Source organism: Streptomyces sp. URMC 123 (genome assembly GCF_051386515.1).
Taxonomy (GTDB): domain Bacteria; phylum Actinomycetota; class Actinomycetes; order Streptomycetales; family Streptomycetaceae; genus Streptomyces.
In genome coordinates, this window is sequence record NZ_JBPQTV010000074.1 from 1 (window position 1) to 23,628 (window position 23,628).

Annotated in this window: 27 protein-coding genes and 2 pseudogenes; 18 read left to right on the plus strand and 11 right to left on the minus strand. The window is 71.5% G+C overall.

The genetic code is table 11. The features are described 5' to 3' along the window. Positions 1-474, minus strand: a pseudogene (locus tag ACSNOD_RS11820) (hypothetical protein); the annotation flags it as partial. An 843-nt stretch (positions 475-1,317) separates the two neighbouring features. On the opposite strand from ACSNOD_RS11820, the gene ACSNOD_RS11825 reads away from it, so the two are divergent. The 4 genes from ACSNOD_RS11825 (at position 1,318) to ACSNOD_RS11840 (ending at position 3,112) form a co-directional block, all read left to right on the plus strand. Beyond that, positions 1,318-1,551: a hypothetical protein gene (locus ACSNOD_RS11825; RefSeq protein ID WP_436766812.1), complete on the plus strand. Its 234-nt coding sequence runs from the start codon at positions 1,318-1,320 to the stop codon at positions 1,549-1,551. Then, positions 1,551-1,823 (plus strand): hypothetical protein, encoded by a 273-nt coding sequence (locus ACSNOD_RS11830; protein WP_436766813.1) that lies wholly within the window; start codon positions 1,551-1,553, stop codon positions 1,821-1,823. Before ACSNOD_RS11825 ends, ACSNOD_RS11830 begins: the two co-directional genes overlap by 1 nt. Positions 1,824-2,558: 735 nt before the next feature. Next, complete coding sequence (locus ACSNOD_RS11835) at positions 2,559-2,849, plus strand: hypothetical protein (protein WP_436766814.1); 291 nt, start codon at positions 2,559-2,561, stop codon at positions 2,847-2,849. Continuing rightward, positions 2,846-3,112 carry a hypothetical protein gene (locus tag ACSNOD_RS11840; RefSeq protein ID WP_436766815.1) on the plus strand — a complete coding sequence of 89 codons (267 nt, stop codon included), beginning with the start codon at positions 2,846-2,848 and terminating at the stop codon, positions 3,110-3,112. The genes ACSNOD_RS11835 and ACSNOD_RS11840 overlap by 4 nt, the downstream gene beginning before the upstream one ends. A 702-nt stretch (positions 3,113-3,814) precedes the next feature. Here the strand turns inward: ACSNOD_RS11840 and ACSNOD_RS11845 are convergent. Together ACSNOD_RS11845 and ACSNOD_RS11850 are read right to left on the minus strand one after the other, a co-directional pair. After that, positions 3,815-4,234: a Clp protease N-terminal domain-containing protein gene (locus ACSNOD_RS11845; protein ID WP_436766816.1), complete on the minus strand. Its 420-nt coding sequence runs from the start codon at positions 4,232-4,234 to the stop codon at positions 3,815-3,817. A gap of 305 nt (positions 4,235-4,539) precedes the next feature. Continuing rightward, entirely contained in the window at positions 4,540-5,079 is a 540-nt protein-coding gene (locus tag ACSNOD_RS11850) for a hypothetical protein (RefSeq protein ID WP_436766817.1), read from the minus strand. A gap of 458 nt (positions 5,080-5,537) precedes the next feature. On the opposite strand from ACSNOD_RS11850, the gene ACSNOD_RS11855 reads away from it, so the two are divergent. Both ACSNOD_RS11855 and ACSNOD_RS11860 read left to right on the plus strand, forming a co-directional pair. Further along, on the plus strand, positions 5,538-5,939 hold the full coding sequence (locus ACSNOD_RS11855; protein ID WP_436766818.1) for a hypothetical protein: 402 nt from the start codon (positions 5,538-5,540) through the stop codon (positions 5,937-5,939). A gap of 315 nt (positions 5,940-6,254) precedes the next feature. After that, positions 6,255-6,527 (plus strand): hypothetical protein, encoded by a 273-nt coding sequence (locus ACSNOD_RS11860; RefSeq protein WP_436766819.1) that lies wholly within the window; start codon positions 6,255-6,257, stop codon positions 6,525-6,527. Positions 6,528-6,659: 132 nt separating this feature from the next. On the opposite strand, the gene ACSNOD_RS11865 is transcribed toward ACSNOD_RS11860, so the two are convergent. Together ACSNOD_RS11865 and ACSNOD_RS11870 are read right to left on the minus strand one after the other, a co-directional pair. Continuing rightward, on the minus strand, positions 6,660-7,217 hold the full coding sequence (locus ACSNOD_RS11865) for a DUF6233 domain-containing protein (protein ID WP_436766820.1): 558 nt from the start codon (positions 7,215-7,217) through the stop codon (positions 6,660-6,662). A gap of 7 nt (positions 7,218-7,224) precedes the next feature. Continuing rightward, positions 7,225-7,617, minus strand: a complete 393-nt coding sequence (locus ACSNOD_RS11870; RefSeq protein ID WP_436766821.1) for a hypothetical protein — start codon at positions 7,615-7,617, stop codon at positions 7,225-7,227. Positions 7,618-8,036: 419 nt separating this feature from the next. On the opposite strand from ACSNOD_RS11870, the gene ACSNOD_RS11875 reads away from it, so the two are divergent. Beyond that, entirely contained in the window at positions 8,037-8,330 is a 294-nt protein-coding gene (locus ACSNOD_RS11875) for a hypothetical protein (protein WP_436766822.1), read from the plus strand. 185 nt (positions 8,331-8,515) lie between these two features. Here the strand turns inward: ACSNOD_RS11875 and ACSNOD_RS11880 are convergent, their stop codons facing one another. After that, complete coding sequence (locus ACSNOD_RS11880) at positions 8,516-9,175, minus strand: GmrSD restriction endonuclease domain-containing protein (RefSeq protein WP_436766823.1); 660 nt, start codon at positions 9,173-9,175, stop codon at positions 8,516-8,518. A 211-nt stretch (positions 9,176-9,386) separates the two neighbouring features. Next, a complete protein-coding gene (locus ACSNOD_RS11885) occupies positions 9,387-12,065 on the minus strand; it encodes an ATP/GTP-binding protein (RefSeq protein ID WP_436766824.1) in 2,679 nt (892 codons plus the stop codon). Positions 12,066-12,261: 196 nt separating this feature from the next. On the opposite strand from ACSNOD_RS11885, the gene ACSNOD_RS11890 reads away from it, so the two are divergent. Then, positions 12,262-12,537 (plus strand): hypothetical protein, encoded by a 276-nt coding sequence (locus tag ACSNOD_RS11890; RefSeq protein ID WP_436766825.1) that lies wholly within the window; start codon positions 12,262-12,264, stop codon positions 12,535-12,537. Here the strand turns inward: ACSNOD_RS11890 and ACSNOD_RS11895 are convergent. Further along, complete coding sequence (locus ACSNOD_RS11895; RefSeq protein WP_436766826.1) at positions 12,501-14,333, minus strand: zeta toxin family protein; 1,833 nt, start codon at positions 14,331-14,333, stop codon at positions 12,501-12,503. The genes ACSNOD_RS11890 and ACSNOD_RS11895 overlap by 37 nt on opposite strands. A 175-nt stretch (positions 14,334-14,508) precedes the next feature. Between ACSNOD_RS11895 and tap the strand changes: the two genes are divergently transcribed. The 4 genes from tap to ACSNOD_RS11915 all read left to right on the plus strand — a co-directional run bounded on the left by tap (position 14,509) and on the right by ACSNOD_RS11915 (position 18,311). Next, positions 14,509-16,788: a telomere-associated protein Tap gene (tap, locus tag ACSNOD_RS11900; protein ID WP_436766827.1), complete on the plus strand. Its 2,280-nt coding sequence runs from the start codon at positions 14,509-14,511 to the stop codon at positions 16,786-16,788. Between the two features lie 6 nt (positions 16,789-16,794). Next, positions 16,795-17,352 (plus strand): telomere-protecting terminal protein Tpg, encoded by a 558-nt coding sequence (gene tpg / locus ACSNOD_RS11905; protein ID WP_436766828.1) that lies wholly within the window; start codon positions 16,795-16,797, stop codon positions 17,350-17,352. Positions 17,353-17,582: 230 nt separating this feature from the next. Continuing rightward, positions 17,583-17,795 (plus strand): cold-shock protein, encoded by a 213-nt coding sequence (locus tag ACSNOD_RS11910; protein ID WP_436766838.1) that lies wholly within the window; start codon positions 17,583-17,585, stop codon positions 17,793-17,795. Between the two features lie 168 nt (positions 17,796-17,963). Continuing rightward, a complete protein-coding gene (locus ACSNOD_RS11915; RefSeq protein ID WP_436766829.1) occupies positions 17,964-18,311 on the plus strand; it encodes a hypothetical protein in 348 nt (115 codons plus the stop codon). Here the strand turns inward: ACSNOD_RS11915 and ACSNOD_RS11920 are convergent. Then, positions 18,281-18,417, minus strand: a pseudogene (locus tag ACSNOD_RS11920) (IS110 family transposase); the annotation flags it as partial. The gene ACSNOD_RS11915 and the pseudogene ACSNOD_RS11920 overlap by 31 nt on opposite strands. 142 nt (positions 18,418-18,559) lie before the next feature. Here ACSNOD_RS11920 and tpg (ACSNOD_RS11925) point away from each other — a divergent pair. The 5 genes from tpg (ACSNOD_RS11925) to ACSNOD_RS11945 all read left to right on the plus strand — a co-directional run bounded on the left by tpg (ACSNOD_RS11925) (position 18,560) and on the right by ACSNOD_RS11945 (position 21,132). Then, positions 18,560-19,147: a telomere-protecting terminal protein Tpg gene (gene tpg, locus ACSNOD_RS11925; RefSeq protein WP_436766830.1), complete on the plus strand. Its 588-nt coding sequence runs from the start codon at positions 18,560-18,562 to the stop codon at positions 19,145-19,147. Positions 19,148-19,374: 227 nt separating this feature from the next. Next, positions 19,375-20,046 carry a hypothetical protein gene (locus ACSNOD_RS11930; protein WP_436766831.1) on the plus strand — a complete coding sequence of 224 codons (672 nt, stop codon included), beginning with the start codon at positions 19,375-19,377 and terminating at the stop codon, positions 20,044-20,046. Continuing rightward, entirely contained in the window at positions 20,043-20,306 is a 264-nt protein-coding gene (locus ACSNOD_RS11935) for a hypothetical protein (protein WP_436766832.1), read from the plus strand. The genes ACSNOD_RS11930 and ACSNOD_RS11935 overlap by 4 nt, the downstream gene beginning before the upstream one ends. 348 nt (positions 20,307-20,654) lie before the next feature. Then, positions 20,655-20,885 carry a hypothetical protein gene (locus ACSNOD_RS11940; protein ID WP_436766833.1) on the plus strand — a complete coding sequence of 77 codons (231 nt, stop codon included), beginning with the start codon at positions 20,655-20,657 and terminating at the stop codon, positions 20,883-20,885. After that, positions 20,875-21,132, plus strand: coding sequence for a hypothetical protein (locus tag ACSNOD_RS11945; protein ID WP_436766834.1), 258 nt, complete (start codon positions 20,875-20,877; stop codon positions 21,130-21,132). The genes ACSNOD_RS11940 and ACSNOD_RS11945 overlap by 11 nt, the downstream gene beginning before the upstream one ends. Positions 21,133-21,304: 172 nt before the next feature. Here ACSNOD_RS11945 and ACSNOD_RS11950 read toward each other — a convergent pair whose 3' ends face one another. Together ACSNOD_RS11950 and ACSNOD_RS11955 are read right to left on the minus strand one after the other, a co-directional pair. Continuing rightward, on the minus strand, positions 21,305-21,778 hold the full coding sequence (locus tag ACSNOD_RS11950; protein ID WP_436766835.1) for a helix-turn-helix domain-containing protein: 474 nt from the start codon (positions 21,776-21,778) through the stop codon (positions 21,305-21,307). After that, positions 21,775-22,536 (minus strand): hypothetical protein, encoded by a 762-nt coding sequence (locus ACSNOD_RS11955; protein ID WP_436766836.1) that lies wholly within the window; start codon positions 22,534-22,536, stop codon positions 21,775-21,777. Before ACSNOD_RS11955 ends, ACSNOD_RS11950 begins: the two co-directional genes overlap by 4 nt. 567 nt (positions 22,537-23,103) lie before the next feature. Here ACSNOD_RS11955 and ACSNOD_RS11960 point away from each other — a divergent pair. Further along, complete coding sequence (locus tag ACSNOD_RS11960) at positions 23,104-23,466, plus strand: hypothetical protein (RefSeq protein WP_436766837.1); 363 nt, start codon at positions 23,104-23,106, stop codon at positions 23,464-23,466. The last annotated feature ends 162 nt before the right edge of the window (positions 23,467-23,628 follow it).

The following is a 23,628-nucleotide window of genomic DNA, read 5'->3' on the forward strand; positions in this document are numbered from 1 at the left end:
GGAGGGCGGCGCGGTCCCGAACCGCTCACGGAACTTCAGGCCGAGGAAGCTCGCCTGGCCCTTGTACAGGTTGAGCAGGATTTTGTACGCGGTCCTGCCGAGGATGTGCTCCTCCTCGTCCGGGCCCTCCGGGAACGGGAAGTACTTGGGCGCGGAGATGTACGGGGCCGAGGTGATGCCGCCCTTCCTGGTGGCGCGGTAGGAACTCTCCGCGTCGTAGATCGCGGCGTTCATCATCGCGGCGGCCCGGGCGATGGGCCCCGGCCCGCCGCCCTCCCTGCGGATGACCTCCAGCAGCACGTCGTTCCAGTAGATGACCGGATCGTCGATGGGATGCGGCGGCAGCGCGGCGTGGGCCGGCTGCGGGGCGACGGTGAGGGCGCTGCCCGTGGCGGCGAGCACGGCAACCGTGGCCAGCGCGCGCCGCCACCTCACAGGGCTTCGCCGGACGGACCGGCCGGTTCTCTTGGACATGACGAACATGACCCGATTCCCCCTAAATGCGCCGTGGTCGAGACGCCACCGGGCCGGTGGCGGTGCGATCGTCGCCCGTGGGTCCGCCGCCGGGGAATAGCGCCCGCGTCCGCTCCAGAAGGAATGGCCCATTCCTGGCCAGTACATGACTGGATGTAATGCTGGTCTGTACCTGGCCTGCAGCCCCCCGGGCCGAATGCGGTCCCCCCCGGGCCGGCACGGCGGCCACCCCAGCCGGAAGCCGCCCGGAAGCGGTGGAGGCCGCGGCCCAGGCGAGTTGTCCAGGTAGCCGGCTTCGCCGGTTGCACGGACGCGCCGCAGGCCCTCGCCAGCCGGCTCGCCCGGCGGCTGGCGTGCCAGATGCGGCCGGGCGGGCCGATCACTGCCCCGGTCGGCTGGCTGCTGGCCCGTGGCCTTCCGCAGCGCCAGGAGGCGACCGCCACGGCCTGGGGCAAGGCCCGTACGGGGGCGCAGGGCGGCGCCCGGCATACCGCCGCAGCGAAGGCCCGTGCCAAAGCCGCGGCCGCGCCGCCGGCCCCCACTGCACCGGCGGCGGCCGTCCTGCCCGCACCACGGCCAGCCCCCTGGTGCCGGAGCCGGCCGCCGCCGGCTTCCTTCCGCACCCCGTCCTCGCGCACACCGTGCTGCTGTCCGCGTTCGCCCGCCAGGTGCCGGCCGCCGCGCCCGGCGAGCTGGCGTTCGCGGTCCGGCTCACTGCCGCCGAACCCGAGGCACCTGGTCCTGGGCCCGGGGAGCGTACGTTCCGCCGGAGTGGTCCCGGCGCGCCTCGGTCCGGCGATACCGTGGTGGGGCCCGCCCGTTCCGCGCCCTCCGGAGCCCTTGATGAGCGAACAGCCGGCCCCCGCCGACATCGCCCGGCAGCAGCTGGACCCCGCGGCCGCCGAGGCTGTACGCGCGTACGCCGCCCGCACCCGGGCCGCCGCCGACCAGTTCGCCGGCGTCCTGGAGGAGATCGCCGCCAACGGCCTGCCGTCGGTCGAGGAGTGCACCCCCTGGGAGGAGCTGCGCGAGCAGCACCTCGCCCGCCTCGCCCGCCAGCGCCCGGCTGTCGCCTGATGGCCCCGCAGCACGGCCCCCGCCGCGCCCGGATCGCGTTCTCCGACTCCGCCGCCAAGCAGCTGGAGAACATCACCAACGAGGCGGAGCTCCACGCCCTGGACCGCGCCCTGGTCGTCGTCTCCGTCGACCCCGACGTCGGCGAGCCGATCCCCGGCGACACCGCCGGCCCCCAGCTGCGCCAGTACACCGACGACATCGAGCAGGTGCGCGTCCTGTACTTCGTCACTGCGCTGCGCACCGTCGTGGTCGTCGCCTACATCGAGGTCTAGCCGTCCAGGCCGGCGCTCCGCACCGGCCTCGCACCCATCACCGCGGCACCGCGCGCCCCGGGAGCCCGTGGGCCCGAGAGTCCGCCCTGCGCACTCAGAAGCAACAAAGCCCGCGTTGCAGGTCCCCGTCAGCCCGGGTCAGCCAGCACGGCCTGGCACCCCAGTGACACCCCGGCGCGCGGTGGAGCGTCAAGGAGGCACAGCCGTGGGTGCTTCGACCGGGTGAGGGCATGCGCGCGGCGCTGGGCGTCCGTACCGCTTCTGTGAGGTGGCGAGGGGGGCCGCACCGGTGCGGCCCCCCAAGGGCCACCGGGGGGCCAGACCACCGCACCGCATCGTCCCGCACCGGGACGCCCCCGGCCCCGCTGGCGGGCAGGCCGGGGCCGCGGCCCCCTCGCGACGGCGCGCCCGGCAGACCACCACGGAGAAGACCCGCGCCAAAGCCGCGGTCGCGCAGCCGGCCCCCGCCGCACCGGCGGCTGCGGCCGTGCTGCCCGCGCCACGCCCGGCCTCCGTGGTGCGGGTCTGCCACGTCGTGGCCTTGAACCTCGGCGTTTGCACCGGCCGCGAGTGGTGGTGATCGACGTGGCCGGGTAGGCGACCATGGGGCCTCCCCCGGCGGTGTGGCGACGTCCGGCCGATGCTGCCGCCACCGAGGGCACTCCTGCTCGATACGGGTGAGGCACGACGTTGCCGCCGAGTACCGTCGTAGTCAGCGACCACGAGGAGGTCACCGTGACAGCCCAACCCGAGCACTCCGGCGCCCACTCCCCGCCCATGGGCACGGTCGCCGAGCTGCGCAGCGCGCTCAGCACCTGGGGGCTCCCGGAGGACCTGGCGGCGTTCGAGGCAGAGCTGGACGCTGCCGACCTCGACGACCTGACTCACGTCCGCGAGATCATCCAGGCGTACCGGCACCGCGTGCTCATGCGCCAGGACCTCCAGGCCGTGGCCGCGATCACGCGCACCGCGGACGACGTCGAAGCCGAGCTCCGCCGCAAGCTCCAGGAGACGGCCGGCCGGTGACCCACGCGTTCTACAGCGACTCCGCCGAGAAGATCCTCGCCGAGCTCACGCCGAGCGAGCGTGCCGCGGTCGAGAGCGTCCGGCGCTCGCTGGAGGCCGATCCCGAGCAGGGCCGCATCCTCCCGGACGCCGGCCCCGGCTCGCACTCCTACGTCGTGGAACTGCTCCCCGAGCGGACAGCCGGCCGCGGAATCTCCGTCGTGCACCGCTACCACCGCCATCTCGACGCCTGCCTGATTCTCTGGCTCATCGCCGGCCCCTGACCGCCTGACGAGCGTGGTGCCCGAGGTGCGGGGCCCCGCACGGCGTTCGGGTCGGCGCCAGCGGCGAGCGCAGAAGCCGTGGCCGGCCCGTACGCGGGCGCGAGTCAGAATGGGGCTCGGGAGAGCCGTGGGCGGCGCACTGACCGCCGAACGGCCTGGACGCCCGAGGCCGCCGAGGTCTCCCCCCGCGCTGCGCGTCGTACGCCCTGCGTGTCCTGCTGCCCGGCTCCGTGCCCACGCCTGAGCCAGCCGGCGTCGACGCCCTGGCGGCTGCAGCCGCGCCCGCCGGTCCGGCCAAGGGCGACGGCGTGCAGGGGTGCCGGCGGGCCCTCGAAGCGCACGGCGCGCCCGCACCGGCGCGCCGGGTAAACCGGGGCATCCACGGAGACGGTGGAGCGGCGGAACAGGGCGCTCCTCGAGTCACCCACCGCGTCGTTCCCGCGCCCGAACCGGGCCCGGGCCGCGGGCCGGCCCACGCTCGAGACCGCTCGTGCCGAGCGCCGCCGCCATCCGCGCCGTGGCCCTGCGCCGCGCGTCGGCCGCGGAGGCCGCGGTGCGCTGGCTGGGCGTTGACGACGGCTCCGAGGACGCGTACGCCACCCTCTTCGTGCCCGGGCCGGTCGGTGTCACGCTGCACGGTGGAGTTCGCGGGCCGGCTCCGCCACGCCCAGGTGCGGCCCCCAGGTCGTGTTCCTTGCGGGGTCAGGTATCACCCAACCGCGCGGACAAGGCGGCGCGGAACTCCGGAACGTCCAGCCCGCACTCGCGCAGCAGTGCGACGCTGGCCTCGTCGTTGTCCATGATCAGGGCCAGCAAGTGGCTCGAGGTGAAGTGCTTCTTGGTGTAGCTCTGGGAGAGCTGGAGGATGTGCTCCATCGCGATGGACCACGGGATCTCTCGTTTTCTGGGCGGCTTGCCGGCCAGGTGACCGGCCGCCAGCGCCGCGTATAGGGCGGAGTACTCGACTCCCGCTTCCTGCAGCAGGCTGCTCGCGTCGCTCTCATGGTGAGCGATGCTGAGCAGCACGTGCACGGGGAGGACTTCGTCGCGGTGCAGGGACCGGACTTCGGCGGGGGACCGTGCGAGATCTCGAACCGCATCCTCTGCCATCAATTCAGGCATGTGATCAGCATTCCGTTGCGTCGAGTTCGCCGTCGACCGTAGTGCCGCCATCGGCTCCCAGCGATGACCGGGAGCAGGATCTCGTCCTTGAGGACCTGACCCGCGAGCAGTCCTGGACTGGCGCCCAATTCTTGAAGATTCACCACAGTCCTGCGCACGGCCGTTGTCGCCCGTTCTTCGGCGCGACCGCCAGCCCGGCGGCCGACCGCATGTCTCCTTGTACGGTCGGCCGCCGGTGGAGTTTGAGCCGTCGACCAGTTTTGACCTAGGCCGAATAGCTCATTCTACGGCGTTGCGCGCATGCGTCACGTCACACCACAGTGCAGCGTTCGAACGTTGCTTACGGCCTTTGAGGGGCCGTCCGGAAAACCGACGATGTCGGCGTCGACGACTATCCGGAAATCGTGCCTTGCAATCATGTTAGTGCACTTCCAGCTGGCGGTCGCCCTCTTTCCCCGGCCGCCACCTGGCCTAACCGTCTTGACTGCCGTATTGAGGGTTGTCCACCAGTTTCCGCCGGCCCTGACCTGCAGCTCAGTTGTGATCTTGGCGTGTGTAGCCGGTCCGCTGTTCTTAATCCAAAAGCCATGCCCGGAAATAGTCCCCGGGTAGTCGTGCGAGTGGTGGACGTTTTCTGCCCTGGCCACGAAGGGGTGCGGGGCGGAGGATGCCTCCTCTCGATAGCTGTCCGTTATGGAAACGCTGGGTTCGTCGGCCTGCGCTGGCATCGTTGAGGCACCAGTCACTAAGGCGGCTAACGCGACCGCTGCGGCACCGGTACGTATTCGCACGAAGAGTTTCCTCTCTTGAGTTGCGTACTCGGCTTCCAGAAAGGACTCAAACATATTTCCGTCGTTTGCGCACTCATTCCCAATCGCGGGGGCTGGAAAGTAATAGTTCATTGACTGGTTCGACGGTCTTGCGGGCCAAGGTAAAGCTCTTCACGCGCCCGGCCTCGTGACACAATTCCCAGGTCAGGCGTTGACGTTGGTCGTATGGCCTGGAATCGGACACAAAGCCATGCAGAACCGCCGTGATCATATTCAGAGGTGCGAAGGTACCGAGATCGGCCGGGGGGTGGCTCCGGCAGCCACGACTAAAAAGATCACAGAAGGAGGGCGGGTCTCGCCGCGCGACTTTCTATTCCCTTTATGGGTGCTCATCGCATATTGGGAGAAAACCCTGCGTCTTCCCAGAGAGCAGCCTGCTCGGGGCATACTTTTCACTGGGCCGGCCGTGTGCCCTGCCTGGCGTGATGCCAGAACCGGCCTTGGCCAGGCAAGCGCGAGCGAGAGGGGCCGGTATGACGGTGGTGACCCGCTTTGTCACGCATGTCGACCTGGACGACGAGAACACGTACGGTCAACAGGTTTCGATGTCGGCACGGCTGGAGGTCAGCCTCGCGGACGGGCGCAGTCTGGTGTTGCTCTCGGATCGAGGCTGGGCCTCAGCAGGGGGTGGGGAGAACGCGCAGGCCGACCTTCGAGCAACGGCCTCGGTAGAGGACATCGAGACGACTGCCCGGATGGTCGTTGGTCCTGACGAGCCGCTCGAAGGCCGCACGTACGAGGAAACAGACGCCAGTTACTGGGCGTTTCTGGCACGGATTCTCCAGCATGAGGGGGTGGAGGTGGACCCCCAGGAGCTGAAGCAGCTGCGGCACGACGTCGTGCTCAGCGAACGCCTTCGAGAGTGGGTCTCTTGACGGCTCGACGCCCGATCATTAGGGCGCCTGTCTCCGTGGTGCCGCCGCCAACAGCGACCAGGAGCTAAGAGCTCGTCTTCGAGGACTCACTCGTGGCCATCTCCTGGACTGGCGCGTGCGTACGGTCGGCCCATGCAGGCCGTACGGCTGGAGCAGCCGCGTACGGGCCGCGGCCCTGTACGGAGGCGGCTGCCGGCATCGGGGGAGCGCCCGGACCCGGTGCCGGCGAGCTGCACGGCTGAGAGAGGGCAGCCGGCTTCGCTCGGGCCGACTCCGGCAGGCGCGAGCACTCGCCGGGTGCGGCAGACTGCCCGGATGACTTCCGCGTCCCCTCAGCCTCATCGCGAGCGCCCGCTGGGCCGACCGCTCAGTTCCCTCATCCCGCAGGGCACACCGGCCTCAGCGGCCGAGCAGGCGATGGCCTCTCTCGCGGCCGTGCAGAGCGTGCCGGTGCCCGCAGGCGTGCTGCAGGCCGCGGTGGTGCTGCTGGAGGAGAACGCGCGGACCGGGGAGGAAACGGTGCGCGCCGCCGCGGCCGCGACCGCCGCTTTGCTGCGGACGGCGCTGGCAGCACCACTCGAGAGGTAGGCCGGCCCCCGGCCGGGCGGTAACCAGGCATGCTCGTCCTGACCGGCATGCCGCCCACGACGGATAAGTGATCAACGCGGGGCTCCCCCACCCCCGCCGGCGCTTGGGCCGGTGGAGCCGTGGGGGCCGGGCTCAGCCGTGGGGTGGCCGGGGGGCCGGCTGCGCGAGCCGTTCAGCGGAGCGGCACACATCGCACCCGCGGCCCCCGGGCCAGGCCAGGGCCTCGCGCGCTTCGTCGGTCGTCAGCGTCGGGGGGATTGTGGCGGCGCGCCAGCAGGTCTCGTGGTGGATGGCGACCGGCCGGGGCCCGCTGGAGGTGTAGGCGAAGCGCAGGGGCTCCACGCTCCACCGGCCGCTCGCCTCCTCCGTCACGGGCGCGGGGCGGCCGGTACGGGCACGGGTGATCACCGCCGGGTGCCGACGGATGGGAACGCCGCGGTAGGAGGCATCCGGGCGGGGGGAGACGTGCGTGGCCGGCACGCAGAAGTGGGTGTCGGCCGGCTCGGCCACATCCCGCCCGCGCACGACAGCGTGCGCCCACAGCGGCAGCGTCACGTCGTAGAACCACTGCCCCTCGCGGCTTTGCCACCGGCCGCGCAGGTAGGCGGTGACGCTCTGGCCGTCCGGGAGATGGACGGTGACCGGTGGGCCCGGCTCGGGCGCGGCGGCCGGCGCAGGGCGCTCGTCCATGCCGGACCTACGGGGCCGGGGGGCCGGCGGCGACCCGCTCGCTGCCATGGTCGCCATGAGCGTGCTTGAGCGCCATCCGGGCCTTCACCCGGTCCGGGCCCTCCAGCGTCGCCCAGAACGGATGCGTAGCCACGGTGATCGACAGCTCCTGCGCGCGCTGCCGCAGCTGCGCGACGAGCTGCTGCTCTTCGTCCGTCCAGCCGGGCGAGTCGGGGCGTTCGACGTCGCGCCAGTAGCCCTCGGCCTGCGTCTGGCGGAAGCCCGGCAGCGGCTCCACCGACCAAGGCAGGCGCGCGCACACCTCCTGCAGCCGGGCGCGGACCTCGTGGAGCTCGCGCTGGGCCTGGAGGAGATCGGCGGGGAAGTCCATACCGGACGTGGAGGGGGCGGATTCGGCCATGGCTCAAATGATACGCCTGTTCGAATTGCTGTCGTGTAGCGGCACGCCGCCGCGAACGGCTGTCTGTGACGGTCGGCGATAGATGGCGGGCGGCCGGGACATCACCGCAGGCCCTGACCTTGCTGGCCAGCGGTATATGGCGGTGTCGGCCGGTCGTAGTTGGCGAGTTGGGACGCAGATTCCCCTCGCGCTGGAGAACATCGCAGGTCACCGCCGTCTCGCGCGGCGCTCGCCAACTATCGGCGGCCATTCGCCATCTATCGCCGACCGTCACATCGAGGGCGAGGCGCCGGCGGCGATCCACCCAGCGGCACACGGCCGCTCACAACCGCGGCGCTGCGTCGCGTCCGTGCGGTCGCCCGCCGGGCGGGAAAGGGCTTCCTCAGCAGCGCCGGCGCCGCGATATCGTGGGGGGCCTGATGACCGCCGCATTTCATGATCTGGCAGGAGAGCCGCGCGTGGCTGAGGACCCCATCGCTCAGAGCGAGATCGCCGCTCTCACCCGGCGCTTCGAGCAGGGTCAGGAGAAGACCGACCGTGAGTTCGGGATCGTCAAGTCCGACCTCACCGCCCTGCGGCTCCAGGTGGGCAACCTTGATCAAAAGGTGGACGGTCTCGAGCAGAAGATCGGCGAGATCAGCGAGAAGATCGACCGCAACCAGGCTCAGATCCTCGAGATGCTCGCAGGGCTGATCGGCAAGAACGCAGGCTGATCAGCACCCCCGTCGCTGCAGGAAGGGCTCGGACTCCAATGATGGGGTCCGAGCCCTCCCTCTATGGCGCCTGCCGGCCCCCGTGAGCGATGCGCCCGCGACCCCGTGCCGACCGGGAGGGCGTGCTGGGCGCGAGGAGAAGCTCCCCGGGCCGGCCCCCCCGGGGGTACCCGGGGGCCCGGCTTTCAACTGCTCGTGTCGGGCAGGGGGGCGTTGGGGCAGGTGCGGGCGAGGTCGGTGAGCACCTGCTTCTCGCGCTCGTCGACGCTCAGGTGGTTGTCGCGCTTCACCATGACCCACTCGGTCAGGTAGCGGCAGGTGGCCGGCTCGTACGGCGGCATCCACTGGGCCGGGTCCTTGTCGGCTTTTTGCCGGTTGGAGCGCGCGGTGACCGCGACCAGGTGGTGGGCGGCCTCGAGGTTGTTGGCGTAGGCGACACGACGCTGGTGATCCCACCGCCAGGCCCCCGAATCCCACGCCTCGGCGAGCGGGACGAGGTGGTCGATGTCGATGCGCTCGCTGGGATATTCGTTGTCGTAGTAGCTGTACCAGAGGCCCCCGCTGAGCGTGCACCGGCCCGTGACCGTCGGGGCCTGCACCGCCTCTTCCAGCAGCACCTCGGCCCGGGTGTTGCAGCCGTCCTTGTCCGCGTCGATCCAGTCCCCAAACTCCCGGGCCCGGTGATAGCCCTCCCGGTGCTCTTCCTCCACCGGCAGCGCCGCGATCGCCTCCTGCAGCGGCACACCCGCCACCGCCCGCCCCACCGCGACCGCTCCTGGCGCCGTGGCGCCGGACGCCGGGAGTGCTGCCCCCAGGATGGCCGCGGCCGCCGCCACCACTGCCACACCCCTCCACCCGCCCCGCATCACCATGCCGTGACTCCCCTCCACGCTCTCGGCCCAGACCACCTGGGTAGCGGGGCGAGCAGGGGGCTGGCCGGGCAGGGGTGCGGGCGTCACCCGGGGGAGCGGCGAAGTTCACCGGAAGAAACGGTCACCCGGGCCGGCTGTGCGAGTAGTCCGCGCGAGGACAGGCCGGAGGCGGCGACGGGCCGGTCTAGGCGCGGGTGTCCAGCCGGGTGCGGCGGGTGCGGACGAGGCGCTGCCAGCGGGCGCGTACGGCGTCGGGGCCCTCGAGCCAGATGGCCGTGGAGGGGGCGGGCAGCGGCAGGCCGGCCATCCAGTGGGCGATGTCGGTGGTGTAGGCGTAGTCGCCGCTGCTGGTCAGCGCGCGGAGCCGGGCGATCGTCGAGGGCAGGTCGTGGTGTTCGTCGCGGACGGCGTGGTGGAAGGCCAGGGCCAGCTCCAAGGTGGCCTCGACGGCGGGCAGGCCGGCGACGGCGAGGTCGGTGCGCAGGACGTGCGCGCGGTCCGCGACGTCTGCGGTGCCGGCGTCGCGGACGAGTGCGGCGATCTGGCTGGTGAGGCGGGTCGCCCGCAGGTCGAGCCCGTCCAGCAGCAGCCGTGCGAGCTCGAGTTCGTCGTCGGCCCGCTCGGGGTCGGTGAAAGCGACGGCGAGCGCGAGGTGGGCCTGGACGGTGGCCCGCTCGCCCGCGACGCCGTGCTGCTCGGCCTCGGCGCGTGCGGCCTCGTAGGCGGCCACGGCCCGGTCGATGTGGCCGTGGGGCCACCACAGGTCTCCCATGACCCGGTGGTGCCGGCCTTCCCAGCCCAGGGTGCGGGCGGTCTCCATCGCGGCGGGGAAGTCCCCGCGGATGCGGGCGAGGTGGGCCAGCCCGCGGCGTGCCGCGGGGGCGAGGCGGCCGCCGCCGGCGGCGACGCGCTGCATCCCGGCGCGGGAGGCGTCGTTGCGCCCGAGGTCGCGCTGGGCCTTGGCCAGGTAGTACGTCGCCATCTCGGTCAGGTCGGCGGGGAGCAGGCCGGCGGTGATGAGCGCGGTGAGGCGTTCGGCGGTGCGCTCGCGGTGTTCGTGCTGGCGGCGGGCGAGGGCGGCGAGCAGCTCGACGAGGGCGTCGGCCGGTGTGTGCGGGCCGGCGCCGGCTGGCTCGTCGGGGGAGGGGGAGGCGAGGGGCTCCCACACGGAGTCGCTGATGTAGGCCCAGGCCGCCTCCGTGAGCCAGCCCAGCTCGAGGTTGAAGTCCCGGGCCAGTGTGAGGCCCTGGCGCAGGCAGCCGACCAGCAGCATCCGGCCCTGGCCAGTGGCGCCGGTCCACTGGGTGCCGAGGGCCGCCAGGGCGCGCTCGGCCGCCCGCTGCCAGTCGCCATCCGTCCAGCGGTCGTCGGTGGCGTCGTCGGCGCTGCGGATGGTGGAACGGATCAGACCGTGCAGGTGGTAGGGCCACAGCCCGAAGACGTTCTCGCGGACGAACGGCCGCTCGATCAGCCGCTGGGCCGGTGCCTGGTGCAGCAGGCCGGCCGCGGCGGTGGCGAGGGTGAGGTCGAAGGCGTCCAGCAGGGACACCGACCGCAGGACGTGGCGTTCGTCGGGGGTGAGGTCGGACAGGGTGCGGGCGATCAGGGCGCCGAAGTCGTGGTCGAAGTCGGCCGGGACCGGCTCGCGGGTGCGGCGGATCTCCAGGAAGCGGAGCACCGACAGGTCGAGGTAGAGGGGCAGGCCGTGGGAGCGGTCGGTGATGACCTGGCGGATCTCGCCGCTGATGAGGGGCTGGCCGTCGCGGGAGAGCCGGCGGGCGAGGTAGTCCTGGCAGTCCTCGGGGGAGAAGTCCCCGACCAGGACCTGCCGCCCGCGCCCTCGTACGGCGCCTGCTGCGCGCGCGGCCGGGATCGCGGAGGCAGGCGCGGCCAGGCCGGGCCAGGCGAGAGGCCCGGTGTAGTCGAGCTGGCCCTGCAGGGCGGGATCAGCCCACTGCAGGCGCGAGCGGCCGGTGACGATGAAGAAGGCGTTCGGCATCAGCCACACCACCCGCTGGATGAGGCGCTCCAGGTCGCGGTGGGTGCGGTCGCCGACGTCCTCGAAGGTATCCAGCAAGATCACCGGCGTGACGCGCTTGTCCGCCGGCAGCTGGCCCAGCTCCCAGGCCAGCAGGTGCGGATAGAAGGACAGCGCCTCGACGTCGGGTTCGGCTTCCAGGAGGTCGGCGAGCCGCGCGCACCGGGCGAGTGCACGGACGGTCTGCCGCCGCTCCCGCAGCGCCCTGACGAGGGAGCCGGTGATCTGGCCGATCGCCGTACCGACGGCGCCGGGCAGGAGAAGGGCCTGGGCGACGTCGGCCAGCGCCGACTGCATCTGTTGCGGCATCGCCTTGCCGAAGCGGCCGGCCAGGCCGCCGCGGCGCAGGTACTCCTCCAGCGGCTCGCCGGGGTGCTGCTGCTCCCAGTACCGCCTCAAGGCGATGTCGAAGGCGGGCAGCGGTCGGCCGAGCGTGCTGAGCGCGGCCCGGATCGTCAGCACCAGGTCCTCGAACGAGGTGCCGGCCGAGCGGGAGAGGTCGATCCGTACGGGCAGGACCCGCTCACCGGCCCAGGTCGGCTCGCCCCACTGCGCGGGCCGCTGGTCGGCGCCGGCCAGCGCGGCCTCGAGCTTGCGCGACAGCGTCGTCTTGCCGATGCCGCCGACCCCGTGGAACACCATGAGGTGGTCGCGCGGCGCCTCGAGGTCCTCGACGTCGAAGGCGGGATCGGCGGTGCGCTGGAGGTGGCCGGTGAGCGCGGCCGCTACGAGTTCCCACTGCATCTGGCGGTTGGTGAACGCCTCCCCGGCCTGCAGGCCCGGGTCGTTCGTGCTGAACAGCGCCCGCAGATCCCGACCTGCCACGCCCACCCCCCGAATCGGTGATCACTTTGGGGTCAACCTATGCCCCCGTACGGCTTCTTGGGGAAGCATCCCCCGGATGCTCCAGGACGCGAAGACGTTCCCGCCCCGAAGGTGGCGCGTCGCGGCACGGTGTCATCGGAATCGGCCAGGGAGACAATGACCATTTCCCGTCAAGATCAATATGAGGGTGGTAGTCGTGTCCGACATCCCCAACAACGACTTCTCCGGCCTGGACGGCGGTGGTGAGCAGGCCGCCGAAGACCTCATCCAGGAGGTGGTGAACTGGTACAACACCCAGCTGCTCGCCGCTCGCCGCGCGCCGGTGCCCGACGAGGAGCGCATCGAGGAGCTCAAGGCCGGCCGGGAGGCCGCGCTGGCTGACCGAGCGCAGCTGGCGACGGCCGATCCGCGGGAGGCGGACCGGATCGCCGCGGTCTACGCGGCCCGGCTGCAGGAGCTCAAGGAGTCGTAGCCGAAGGCCCTCTGCACGGCCGGCAGGTGCCGACGGCGCGGGTGCGGCCGGTCGAGCGGGGCCGGCTGCGCCTTCGGCGGCATCAGGGGCCGGGCGAGCGCGGCGATCTCGTCCAGCTCCTCCCGGTAGCGCGGCAGCGCCCGGCGCAGGCCCTGGTGCAGGCTCAGGAAGGCGGCGGCCTCCTGCTCGGTGTAGGGGCGCTGCCGTTCCGCGGCCAGCGCCCACGACGCCCGCCCCGCCCCGCCGTTCTCGTGGCGCAGCAGGGCCTGGCCGTCGCGTCGGATGACGGTGATGGCGGTGATCTGCGGGTGCTGCTCGGCGACGGCGACGACGTCGGTGAGCGCGCGGAAGCACGCATCGTGCCCGAAGCGGCTGGTGAACCGGCCGGTGCCGCCGAGCTGCAGGGCGCGGGCGTAGCGCAGCGCGGTGGAGAGCCGGCTGTCGGCTTCGCGGACGGCCAGGACGACGAGCTCGACCGGGTAGCCGCTGGCCGCGTACGGCAGCGCGCTGGCGAGGAACTCCTCGGCGCTGCCGGGGGCGGCCTCGATCAGGACGTCCCCCCTGCGGTCGCGGACGTACTGCTCGGCGCGGGCGAACCAGGCGCGGTAGTCGGCGCGGATCGCCGCCCCGGCGCTGCGGGGATCATCGCGCAGCAGCTGGAAGTAGTCGGGGTGCTGGGCCTTGAGGTCGTCGCCGACGAGCCGGGTCGTGCCCGGGCGCATCGCCCGGCGCACCATCCGGGCAGCCAGCAGCTTGCCCGCACCGGGCTGGCCGAGCACGTAGACCGCGCACGGATCGTCGCGGGGCACGATGCCGCTGAGGTACGACGGGGCGATCAGCTCGTCGAAGACCCAGCGGTGTTCCTCGGCCGACAGCCGGTGGTAGTCCACGCCCGGCGCCCGCCGGCGTGGCTGGGCGATGCGGCGGACCGGCTCGGCGAGCGCGGCGGCGCGCTCGGCGTCGCGCTGGACGGCCAGGCGCCGGTCCTCGCAGGCCAGTTCCCGGTGCAGGCGCTGGTCGGCCCGGGCCAGGTCGCGGCGGAAGACGGCGGTCTCCTGGGCACTCCAGGGTCGGCAGCGCTCGTACGCCACCGCCCGCTCGGCCGCCGGCCGACGCCGCCACACCCCGCCCGTGAGCTCGTTGTCGTACAGCACCGTGCTGTCGCGCCGCACGACGGTGATGCGGTCGGCCAGCTGCTCGGTCTCGATGACCGCCAGGGTCTGGAGCATCTGCTGGGCGCAGGCGTCGTGGTTCTCCCACGACACGTACCGGCCGCCGCCGGTGATCGCTTCGGACAGGAAGCGGTCCACAAGGCCGAGCTGGCTCCACGCCTCCGGCGTCGCCACGGCCACCACCTCGACCCGGTGGCCTGCCCGCCGGTACGCGGACGACGACGTGCGCCACTCCTCCGCGTCAGCGAGGGAGGACTCGACCACCGCGTCGAACCCGTGCCCGCGGACGTGATCCTCGACCGCGGCCTGCCAGCGGCTCGTGTCCGGGCGCACCCTCACACCAGCGGTACGGACATCGGCGGCCAGGAGCTCGCCGTACCGGCGGTGCGCCGCCTTGTACCGGTCCCGTGCGATCCGCACAGCTCCGCCCCGGCGGTCCAGTACCGCCTCGACGAGATCGGCGATCCCGGTCTTGCCGGCACCGGGCTGACCGCCCACGACCACCACGACCGGCCGCTCCTGGCGCACAGCGCCCTCCGTGGCAGCCGGAAGGATGATCCCTTCCAGGACGTCGTCGGCGGTGTCGCCGGGCCAAGCGGCCGGTACAGCCTCCCCCTCGCTCACGTACGTCTCCTCGCTGGTGGCATGAAACGGCGGCAGCGGAAACCGGGCTCGATCTTCAGCGCTCGGACAATAGCAGCAACGAGCGATCGATGGGCGATTAACGAGCCTTTCAATATGCGATTGAGGAGTGGTTCGCGAGCGGTTCGGGTAGGGTGGGCGCCCGGAGGTGACCCCTGTGCCCACAGAGGAAGAGGACCTGTTCCGCGCTGTCGACGCGCTGCTCGAGCAGGTCAGCCAGGACCCGCTGCCACCCCCCGCAGAGCGCAAACGCCTGCGCATCGCCGCCGGCCTGGGCCAGAGCCAGATCGCGAAGGCACTGGGCACCCGCCGCGAGACCGTGATGGCTTGGGAGTCCGGCAAGACAGAACCGCGGCCGCCCAAGCGCGCCGCGTACGCCCGACTCCTGGAGGGCCTCGCCGCGCGGTACCCCACCCCCGCCACGGACGCTCCGGCCGCCGTCGGCGGGCCGCACGTCCCGCCGGCGATGGCGCCCACCGACGAGCACCGGGCGAAGGAAGCCGGCGGGGCGGCCGTCCCCCCGACGTTCGACCCGCCGCCCGCGCCGTCAGTCCCTGCCGGCCCTGCGGCTTCGGCGCCGCGAGCCCCCGAGGCCCCGGCCGCTCCCGCGCCCCCGACCGCGAGCAGCACCAGGCGGCCGGCGCCGACCTCGTCACGGCGCCCGAGCGCGCGGAAGGCGGCCCCGGCCGGCACCCCGGCGGGCGGCAGTGACCCGCGGTTCGAGAACGGTCCGCTGGCGGTCGTCGACGTCGACGACGACGGCCACGTGGTGGCGTACTGCGTCGGCGGCCTGGTCCTGGACGTGCCGGCCAAGACCCTGCCCGCGCTGGTCGACTGGACGATCACCGAGGCCAGGCTCGGCCAGGCCCGCCTGCACCGCCACGGCATGGACGCCGACCCCGTCCTCGTCCTCACCACGGCCGCGCTGGAGCGCTACGGGCTGCCCGCCGACCTGTCGCCGGAGGAACGGCGCGCCGGTCGGCTCGCGGCCGGCCACAAGGTGCTCAAGCAGATCGCCAAGACCGGACTGCAGCTCACCCAGCGCGGCTTCGGCGCGTGGGCGCGCGTCTACCGAGACCCCGAAGGCTCCCGGCGCCGGTGCGTACAGCTGGCCATCCCGGCCTGGGGCGCCCTGCCCGCCGACCAGTGGGACAACAAGGACAACCCGCTGCTGCCCACCCTGCACGCGGCCGACCTGGCCCGGTTCCTGGGCACGTACGCGGACCGGGTGATGACGCCGCGCGGCACCACGGCGGTCACCGGCCTGGAGCTGATGACGGCGCTGCGCCCGCCGACCCGCCCGCAAAAGGACGAGGCCACCGGCGAGTTCACGCCCGCGTTCAACGACGACGCGCTCACCGCGGTTTACGACGTCGTGGAGTGCGAGGTCCCCGACGAGCACCCGATCCTGAAGGGGAAGTACGCCCGGCACCACCAGCGCACCCCGGCCGAGATGCTGATGGAGGAGCCCTACAACTGGTGCCGGCCGCTGACCGATGACGAGTGCATGCGCCCGTACCTGGTCGCCATCGACGTCAACATGGCGTTCGCGGCCGCGGCCAACGGCCTGACCGTCGGGCTGAACGGCCCCACCCACCTGACCGGCAACCCGGCGTTCGACCCGGCGCTGCCCGGCTCGTGGCTGGTCGACCTCTCCCACGTCGACCTCGCCCGCGTCGTCGGGCGCACCGTCGACGTCGGCCGGCTGCCCTCGCCGTTCACCCCGACCGGCGAGCATCCGACCGGCCCGGCCTGGTACGCCACCCCGACCGTCGCCTACGCGGTGGAGCTCGGCTTCGACGTCGCGCCGATCGAGGCGTACGTGCGCACCCAGACCGGCCGCTACCTGGACCCCTGGTACAAGCGGCTGCGCGACGCGTATGTGGCCACGATGGCCGACCTCGGCGTCACCACCGACATGGGCGGCAGCGAGTTCCTGGACGCGATGGCCCGCTCCCAGGAGGTCGACCCGGCCCTGGCCCTGGTGCTGAAGGCGATCAAGGCCACGGCGAAGGGCGGCATCGGCAAGCTGCGCCAGCGCAACCGCGGCCAGGTGCCGTACTACGAGCCGTGGCCGGCCCTGGAGCGCAAGACGTGGCGCCCCGACATCCGGGCCGCCGTGCTGGCGAATGTCCGGGTCAGCATGCACCGCAAGATGCTCAAGACCGCCGCCGCCGCGGACGTCTACCCGGTCGCGATCGGCACCGACGCCCTCGTCTACCCCTCGCCCGGCCCCTCCCCGCTGGACTTCCTGCCGCACACCCCGGAGGGCAAGCCCGCCCCGGGCTCGTTCCGGCTCGGCGTCTCGCCCGGCATGGTCAAGCACCAGGGCACCCAGACCGTCCTGTGGGCGGAGCAGCAGTTCGAGGAGCACGGCGAAGTCTTCAACCTCGCCAACCTCATCAAGACCGACCCCACGGCCGGAGAAGGGGAGTAGCCCGCCATGCCCGATGCGATCGGGGACAGCCTGGACCGCGCACTGGAGCAGGCGTTCACCCGCCGCCCCCCGCAGAGCGCCCAGGCGCAGATGAAATACCTGGTCAAGCAGCTCAAGAGCACAAAGGCCGCCGCCCAGGTGCTCGGGATCTCCCAGCGCACCGTGGAGCGGTACGTCGCGGGCAAGCTCAAGCGGCCCCGCCGCGACCTGCGCCAGCGCATAGAGCGCGAGGTCAAAAAGCGCTGGCAGCCCCAGGTACGGGCCAAGGCCCGGCAGAAGGCGGCCTCCACCGACGGCCTGGTCGTCTCCACCCGCGCCCGGTTCGGTTTCACCGCCGCACCGGGCACCACCGACGACGCCCGTACCCGCGACATCACCCAGGCCCTGCCGCCGGTATTCGCAGACCGCCTGTTCACCGCCAGGGAGCAGGGCGCCACCGAGCAACAGCTCCAGCAGATCGCCGCCGAGGGCCTCGCACAGATGTACTTCCGCGCCAACAACACCCGCGCCCACGGCCTGGGCGTGGAGTTCACCGACGTGGAACACATCGACATCGAGCTGTAGGCCAGGCCCGTACATCGGACGCCGCGTCCCCGGTGTGACTGAGCGCCCGAGTCGGCGAGTGAGTGCTTGAGTTGGCGGCTGTGAGTGTCATGGGCGGCGGCTATGCCCACAGCCACCAGCGACGATGCACGGCTGCCGTAGTTCGTACGTGAAATCCTGAGTGTGACCTGAGCCCGCATGCCAAGATCCAATTGGCGGCGCTGGGCCGCCTCGCAACCTTTGGGGTGGACATGTCCAACCGGCAAATCGGCACAGTGAAGTGGTTCAACGATGAGAAGGGGTTCGGCTTCATCACTCCGCAAGGGGGCGGCGACGACCTCTTCGTGCACTTCAAGGCCATCGAGGCCGATGGTTTCAAGTCCCTGAAGGAAGGCCAGACCGTCTCGTTCGTCGCTGAGCACGGCCAGAAGGGCATGCAGGCGGCGCAGGTCCGCCCGGAGTAACCCGCTTGCGGGCTGAGTGCCGCAGTTGGCGAGCGCCGCCAACTGCGGCACCCAGTCACACCCGGCCCTCCCGCTGCCGGAGCACGGTGTTTCGCCGGCGGATGACCTCCGGCAGCGGGGGGGGTGCCCCTATGGGTTTGGTCAAGGTGGTGAGGCGAGGATGACGCCATGACGACCTGGTTCCGGGCCTATTACGAGGATGAAGATCTGTGGCAGTACTTCGAGGCGGATGGTGAGGGCTGGGCAGTCCGTCAGGTTGAGATACGGGGGGTCGATTCGCGGCCGGTGACGGCCGCCTCTCTGAAAGAGGTCCTGCATCTGCGTGATCACGGCGATCGGGCGGCGATGAGCCAGTATGAGCAGCAGTACGGAGTTCTGGCGGACGGCAGAGTTTTTGACGGCTGGGAGGACGAACTGGATGCCGAAGAGCTCTCCGCTGAGGAGTTCGAGCAGGTGTGGGTTCGGGCGAGGCAGGCCCTGGGCGGTCAGGGTGACGTAGCCGGTCTCGATGCGTAGAAGGTGCCGTCGCGGAGCATCGCGAAGAGCACGTCGGCCCGTCGTCTCTCGCGAGGCAGAGCAGGGCTTGGGTGTGGTGTTTGCCTTGGTTGATCTTCTTGTCGTATTGCGGGGCCATCAAGAAGGTAATGGGGGGAGCTGCAGGACGGCGGCTGGCTGCCGGCGGCAGCAGCCCCGGCAGCGCCCACCGGGCGGCGCCCCCATCGTCCGCTCTCTGTCCACAGGCACGCGGGCGTAGTCATGGCGGCATGGACGACATCATCCAGCCGCCGGCCCCGAAGCCGGGGAAGATCCGTGCCGCGCTCGCGCTGGCCGAGCGCGCCGTGTTCACCCGCCCCGCCCCGAAATCCCCGCGAGCCCAGATGAAATTCCTCCGCACGCGCGTCAAGGGCTCCACGAAGGCCCTGGCCGAACGCCTCGGCGTGTCCCGGCGCACGGTGCAGCGCTACCTCTCCGGAGACGCCACAAAGCCTCACAAGCGCCTCCAGGAGGCTCTGACGCAGGAGACCGAGGAGCAGTGGCAGCCGCAGGTCAGGGCGCAGGCGAGGCAGCGCGCAGCCACCTCGGGCGGCCTCGTCATCACCTGCCGGGCCACCTTCGGCTTCACCGCGAACGGCACCTCAGACGACGCCCGAGTGCGGGACATCATGACCGCCGTCTCCCCCTCATACGCCGCCCGGATCTTGGCGGCGCAGGAGCGGGGTGCGACAGATGATGAGCTGCAACCACTGCTTGCTGAGGCCATCACCGAGTCCTATTTCCGTGAGGGCGGGACCACCCGGGCGGGCCTGCGCGCCGATTTTCGGGACATCGAATACCTCGAGATAGATTTCTGACCGCCCACGCATAGGTGGCTGCTATAAACCTCTCTGCAACTGCCGGGCGCACCGGCATCCCGTTATTCCTTCACCGTTTCCGCGACGATTGGGAGGCTCGTGTGAGCACCCCTGTTCCCCGCACCCGCCGGCGTCCGCGTGTCCCGGCACCCGGCGCGGCCGCGCCTCGCCAGCCGGTCGACTGGGCGAAGGTCGGCCGCCGTACGGTCCGCCGGCGCGCTACCGGCATGACCGCCACCGAGGCCGCGGCCGCACTCGAGGACGCCCGGCTGCAGCAGCACCTCGAACGCGAGCGCGAGGACCTGGCCACCGACGAACGCGGCCCGGCCGAAGTCGCTGAGTGGGAGCGCATCGCGCAGCTGCTCGCCACCACCGGCGGCGTCTACGACCCGCAGGCCGATGCCGTCGTCCAGTACGAGCTCGCCGCCGAAGCCGCTGCCGCCGCCAAAGCCGAAGCCGAAGCCGAACTCCGGGACCTGGCACTGGAGCTGGAGCGCCAGGAGCGACTGCACTCCAACGGGCTGCCCGAGCGAGCCGACCTGCTGATGGCCCTGGAGAAGGCCGGCCTGCTCGGCAGGACCGACGGGCGCTATGGCGCCGAAGGTCCCCTCGTGTTGCACGAGCTCGAGGACCTGGACACCCTCGAGTACCTGAACGAGTACGGCGAGTTCTACGAGATGTTCCGCATCCTGGAGGGCCACGGCATGGCTCCTCCGAGGGACCCGGGCGCCGTCCCTGCGTCGGTGCGGGCGCACAGCGCGCTGCTGCGGGCCATGGCTCGAACCGGGTCACTGGAGGGCTTCGACGCGGGCCACGCGGTGCGGCTGGCACAGGCCGACCCGGACGCTGTCCTCGCGCTCGCCGCCTGGATCGAGACCCGCGGCCGGAGCAGCCGGTGAGCGCCGCCGACCGCATCGTCGCCACCTGGACGCAGGCGACGGGCTGCGGCACCTGCCACGAGTTGCTCGCCGCCGACGGCAAGGTGCACGCCGACTACTCGCCGCCGCTCGGCGAGCCCTGGTTCGAGGGCGACGACGACCCGGACTACAACCCGATCTGCTCCTGCCTGCGCCTGCCACGGCAGTTCTGCATGGAGTGCGCCGACTGCGCCGCCTGCCGGCGGTGCACCGGGCCGCACGTTCTGGCCCCCGCGCCGTGACTGATTACCGAAGGTGACGGGCGGGGTGTCACGAGCCCTGCCACGGCTGCTGTCACGCCGCCGCCCGGCGGCGTGACAGCAGCCGCCCGATTGCCCGATATGGGGATGTTTGCGGGCGGGTCCGGGCCTGAGAACCCCGCCCTGGGCTCGATCTCACGGGAGTGCGTGACAGCGTGACACCCCAGCCGCCGGCCTCGCCCCACCCATCACGCTCCGTGTCCCGGCCGCCGCGCCGCCAGCAGACCACAGCCCCCGCGGGCCTGGCCCCGGGGTTTCGTCCGTACCGTGCCGAAGCGCCCCGCCCCGGCGCTACCGTGGACACACGCCAGCAACACCCAGGAGTCCTCGATGAGTCAGCAGCCGGCCCCCGTGCCCGACCGCCAGCCCCTCGACGAGAACGCTGCCGCCTCGGTCCTCGCCTATGCCGCCGACCAGCGCGCGAAGGTCGATGTCCTCGCCTCCGTGCTGGAGGACATCGCGGAGAACGGCTACCCGGCCGCGGAGTCCGGCGTGCTGTGGGAGGAAGCCCGCGACGCCCACCTCGAACGCCTTGCCGACGAGCAGCACCGTGTCGCCTGAGCATGGGCCCCGCCGGTCCCAGGTCGTCCTGGTGGAGCCCGCGCTGAGCCAGCTGGAGAAGCTCACGGCGGCCGAGACACACCGCCTTGACCGCGCGATCGTCGCGATCAGCGTCAACCCCGAACTGGGCACGCCGGTGGCCGACACCCTGCTGCGCGACTACGTGGACGACGTCGACGGGGTCCGGGTGATCTACTACGTGACCGCCCTCCGCCAGATCACGATCGTGGCGTACGTCGAGACGTAGAGGCCTCCTCGAGCACCTGAGGTAGCGCCCCGGACCGGTCGGTCCGGGGCGCTACCGTGTCCGCTCCCCCCCTGCCGCATGGTGCCGGAGAGCGTTGACACTCCGGCAACGCGATCGGCGCTACACCCCGAAGGGTGCAGCGCCGATGTCCGTATGGGGGCCCGGGGCCGGGTTAGCCGACGGCGTGCAGCGAACCGCGCCTCTTGGCGGCCGCGGCCTTCTTGGCAGCGGCGGCGGCCGCCCGCTTCTTGCGCTGCTCAGCGAGCTGGTCCTGATAGGCGGCGACGGCCCTGTGGTATTCGGCGACGTAGGTCTTGCTGTCCAGCCGGTCCTCCTTGGGCATCGCCCTGACGGCGTCCATGGCGTCCTCGGGGGAGTTGTAGCCGGCCAGCATCGGGTTGATCTGGTAGAAGCCGTTGCGGACCTTCTTGACGAGCTTGGCCAGCTCCAGCTCCCGCAGCGCCGCGTTCACGCTGGGGCGGCTGAGCCCGAGCAGCTCACCGAGGGTGGCCTGGTCCATCGCGATACGGCCGCCGGGCTCGCTGCGCGCCCGGAGCTTCAGCAGCGCCCGGTAGGCGGCGGGCGGCAGGTCCAGGTCGGCGAGAAGGCTGTCGGCGTTGGTCGCCGACCACTTCAAGGTGCTCACTGGACTGATCCCTTCTCCTGGCGCTGCGCACGGGCCAGCCGGCGTGCAGCGCGTTCCTCGGCCCGCTTCTTCCGCAGCTTCTCGATCGCCTCACGCATGTGCTCCAGCGACGGGAACCGCACCAGATCCGGCAGACTCTCGTCCCTGCGAATCTTCGCGATCGTCTTGTCCTGGTCGACCTGCACGTACTCGGCTTCGATGAGCTCCGTGCCCGGGATGAACTCCGCTACACGGTACGAGTAGGGCGGGTTGAACTGGTAGACACCGCGGCGCACCTTGAAGACGATGCCATGGCTCATGATCTCCTGCAGCGCCTCGTTGATCTTCCCTCGGTGCACGTCCAGGACCGTCGCCATCTCCTCCTGCGTCAGACGGATCTGCCCGCCGGCCTTCTGGCAGGCGATCATCAGCAGAATCAGCCGCAGCGGCAGGGCCTCACGGAAGTACTGCGCGATCAGGAAGAAAAACTCGAGCGAGTCCATGGAGAACGCCTTCGGGCGCTCCGGGGTGTCGTAGAACTCCATCGGCTTGCGCTCGCTGCTGAGCGAGAGCTTCCGGCGGGGGTAGCGGCGAGCAACCGAATCGAGGTCCTCAACCGGCTGAACCGGCTTGGACCACGCCTGGATCTCATCATCAACAAGGGGCAGCTCCGGGCGGCGCGGCGCGCGCTTCGGTGCGGGACGGCGGCGCTGTGGCTCGGGTGTCACGAGGCTGCTCTCCACTTCGCTGATCTTGGACCGCAGCAGTATGTCAGCCACGCCGACATAAATGTCGGTCTCGCTGACGTTCCGGCGTGTTGTGTCCCCCCAGGGGGGACAGATCTCCCCCCTTCAGCGGCCTGCGCACCGTCCCACGGGACGCCCAGTGGAATGTCGGTGTCGCTGACGTTTCTAGCCTCCCGCTGTCGGCCTGGCTGACATTTTGCCCTTGATCTGTCTCCTCAGGAGGTACACACCGACAGCGCTCTGTACCTGCTGAGGTGACAGATCGAGAGAGGAGCAGGCCTCTGACCAGCATGTTCTTCGTATTCGTAAGTATTAAGTGGCTGAGGTCCGCTCGAACTGTTCCGCGCCGGACGCATCCTGCGGTCGTACGACCGCTGCTTCGCCACACCCACGAGCGCCACTCCGCCGAGCGACGCCCCGGTCTCTGGGGCCCCGGCCCATCCAGCGCCGGCCGACGCCCCGCAGCCCGAGTCGGCCGCGGGCGCTGCGGCCGGCCCGCAGCCGACGGCCACGTGGGCGGAACCCCTCCCGCCGCCGTATCGGGGCGCGTACGCCCGTCTGCGGGCCGCTCACGCCGCGGGGGACCTCCCCTCCGCCGTGGTGGCCGCGGACGCGCTGGAGAAGGCCCTGGAGGCGCAGTACGGCCCGCTGCACCCCCACACGGTCAACGTGCTCACGCTGCGGGCGTGGCTGACGCTGTGCCAGCGCACCAACTGGTTCGACACGGTGCAGCTGCTGGCCCGCACCGCCCTGCGCCGACACGAAGCCGGCGCGGAGCCCGTAGAGGACACCGCGCGCGCCGTACGCAACGCGCACGCGGCATGGCGCACGCTCGCCAACGAGGACCCCGAGGGAGCCATGGAGCTCTGCGAGACGATCACCAGCGCGCTCGATCGACTCGAGCAGGTCTGGCGGACGCACGACGTGGTGAAGTGGGTGGCAGAGCACGGAATGCAGTTCTAGGAATGCCGGGCGGGAATTCCCCGCTCGGCATTCGGCTCACCGGTGGAGCTGTTCCGCCCTTTTCCGTGCATGTCGTTGCTTCACACTGATCGACCGTTGAGTTCGATGTTACAGATCTGCGGTGGGCAGATGATGCCGCCGCAGGTGGGGCCCACGCAGGGG